Origin of the sequence: Micromonospora sp. C51, from assembly GCF_018070435.1 — a bacterium.
GTDB lineage: Bacteria > Actinomycetota > Actinomycetes > Mycobacteriales > Micromonosporaceae > Micromonospora > Micromonospora sediminimaris.
Genome location: NZ_JAGPXQ010000088.1, coordinates 1 through 1,624 on the forward strand (window position 1 = coordinate 1; position 1,624 = coordinate 1,624).

At 67.0% G+C, this 1,624-nt stretch carries 1 protein-coding gene; it reads left to right on the forward strand.

From position 1 onward, the window contains the following. Nucleotides 1-202: 202 nt before the first annotated feature. The gene (locus tag KBX50_RS32470) at nt 203-1,369 is read left to right on the forward strand and encodes an IS110 family transposase (protein WP_210941657.1); all 1,167 of its coding nucleotides are present in this window, start codon (nt 203-205) and stop codon (nt 1,367-1,369) included. Nucleotides 1,370-1,624: the final 255 nt, after the last annotated feature.

Sequence of the window (1,624 nt, forward strand, 5' to 3'; positions counted from 1 at the left end):
CGGCCTTGAGCAGATCGAGGACCTTGCGACGAAACTCCGGTGGGTATCTCCTCGGCACGTCTCTCCTCAACGAGCGACGAGCCTGACGAGTCAACCAACCCGACTCCACCGAACCCGGGGAACATCATCTCCACAGAACCCGGGGCGGTTCACTCCCTGTTCGGCATCAAGCAGGTGAGCAGTCGCAGGGAGGAGCCAGCGCATGAGGCGTGTTGTGATCGGGATGGATCCGCACAAGCGGTCGGCCACGATCGAGGCCATCGACGAGCGGGAGAGAGTCCTGACCCAGGGCCGGTTCGGCACCGACACCGAGGGCTACCAGCAGATGCTGGCAGCAGGTCGCGCTTTCAATGATCGAGTGTGGGCGGTCGAAGGCTGCTCCGGCATCGGGCGGCACATCGCCCAGCGCCTGGTCGCCGACGGCGAACCAGTGCTCGACGTGCCGCCGAAACTGTCGTCCCGGGTGCGAGTCTTCGACACCGGTCAGGGCCGCAAGACCGACCCGGTCGACGCGCACAGCGTCGCGGTCGCCGGGCTGCGCAGCCGCGGCCTGCGAACCGTCACCCCCGACGACGTCACCGCCGTGGTGCGCCTGCTCGTCGACCGCCGCGACGAACTCGGCCGGGCCCGCACCGACATCATCAGCCGCATCCACCACCTGCTGCTCGAACTCATCCCTGGCGGAGCCAAGAAATTCCTCACGCGCGGCCAGGCCAGCTACCTACTGCGCACCGCACCGCTACCGGACGGCATCGTCGCCCAGACCCGCCACGACCTGGCCCGCGAACTCATCGAGGAACTCACCACGACCGACGCCAAGATCCGGGCAGCCGACAAGCAGCTGCGCCAGTTCGTCACCGACCACGGCAGCACTCTCACCGAGATGCATGGGATCGGTCCGTCCGGGGCAGCCCGGCTGATCGGCGACATCGCAGACATCCACCGGTTCCGCACCCCGGCGCACTTCGCGTCCTGGAACGGCACCGCCCCGCTCGAGGCGTCCTCCGGCGAGCAGCGCCGGCACCGGCTCTCCCGCGCCGGCAACCGCCGCATCAACCGGGTCCTGCACATCATGGCCATCGTTCAGCTCCGCAGTGACACCCCCGGCCGCGCCTACTACCGGCGCCGCCTCGCCGAAGGCAAGACCACGATGGAAGCGCTCCGCGCCCTCAAACGCCACCTGTCCGACGTCGTCTACAAGCGGATGCTCCACGACGCCGCAACGCGCGGAACCGGTGAAACGGGCCCGGGAGGACACTCGGGAGCGACTCTGCAATCCAGCGCGGACGGCCCAACCCCTACAGCCACCTCTTCGGACAAGTCACAACCCGGACCCGCCAACAGAAAGCCTAAAACAAAGTCGCCATGATCCCTTGACCAAGAGGGGAACCAGATCCGCGCACGTGATCATGCGGTCGGCGGGCCGGAACGAGTCAGATCGGGGGCGGTGAGAGTTCGGCAATGGCGCCGTTGCCGCTCGATACGGTCTGATCCGCTACTCGGTCTCGGGTCGGGCCTCGTCCAACATCGTCGATAGGAACGGTGTCAGGACTAGGTCAGCGCATAGTGGAAGGAGGGGCAGCGGCCGTGGTTGCGGTTGTCGCCAGTTGGAAGTGCCAGATAA

What these genes read in the sequence shown, in the direction of transcription:
- KBX50_RS32470 (WP_210941657.1), top strand. Translation starts at nt 203, where the DNA reads ATGAGGCGTGTTGTGATCGGGATGGATCCGCACAAGCGGTCGGCCACG.